We start from the raw sequence: 978 nt of genomic DNA on the forward strand, positions 1-978 counted from the left end.
CCAGCGATCATCGAGACCGAGGAGGCGCTACCCACGAACCAAGCAGCCTGATGTCTCACCGGGATTGACAGGCTCCGATGCCCTGGGCGCGCGGCGGGTGGACTTGTGGCGTCGGCACCCGGAGTTGGGGCCGCATGGCAACGGGGTGCTCATCATCGACGAGACCGGGGACCGCAAGCGCGGCCATGGCATCGTGCTGGCCGCCCAGCAGTACATCGGCAAGCTCGGCCGTACCGCCAACGGCGTTGTGGCCGTCACCAGTCACTGGGCTGACGGCAGCCGCCACGTGCCGCTGGGGGTGCGGCCCTACCGGCCCGCCTCCCGGCTGCCCGCCGGCAAGGCGGACCCGGCGTTCGCCACCAAACCGGAGCTGGCCTGGGACCTGATCGAGGAAGCCCGCGGCGCCGGAGTGCCTTTCCGGGCGGTGGTCGCCGACTGCGTCTACGGCGAGAACCCCACGCTCGAGGGGCGCCTGCGGACGGCCAGGATCCGCTACGTGCTGGCCCTGCGCCCCCGCCACGGCACCTGGCAGGTCGTCGCTGATCCGGCTCATCCGCCGGCGTTCACCCCCGCAGAGACCGCCGCCCGCCTGCCACTGGCGGACTGGCGGCGCCTGGTGCTGACCGACAGCCACAACCGGCCGCTGGTGCGCCACGTCGCCGAACTGGAGCTGGGCCCCTGCTACGGACCCACCCAGGGCACCCGCCTGATCGCCGCCACCGCCGACCCGAGGGTCCTCACCGCCGACTCGACCTGGTTCATGGCCACCAACCTCTCGACCGTCGAGGCGGACGCGGCCGAGGTCTACCGGATCTACCGGCTACGGGACTGGATCGAGCACTACTACAAGCCGGCCAAGCACGAGCTGGGCTGGGCGGACTTCCAGGTCCGTTCCGAGTAGGTGAGGTGCCCCTTTTCTCCCGGACAGCGGTCCCTACTAGAATTAGGGGCAGCACGGAAGGGGTAATAGTTGACGCA

At 70.4% G+C, this 978-nt stretch carries 1 protein-coding gene; it reads left to right on the forward strand.

The features are described 5' to 3' along the window. The first annotated feature begins 97 nt into the window (after positions 1 to 97). A complete protein-coding gene (locus MXD61_RS05680) occupies positions 98 to 901 on the forward strand; it encodes a transposase (RefSeq protein WP_248811790.1) in 804 nt (267 codons plus the stop codon). The last annotated feature ends 77 nt before the right edge of the window (positions 902 to 978 follow it).

The sequence above is a fragment of the Frankia sp. AgPm24 genome, assembly GCF_023243055.1.
Taxonomy (GTDB): domain Bacteria; phylum Actinomycetota; class Actinomycetes; order Frankiales; family Frankiaceae; genus Frankia; species Frankia umida.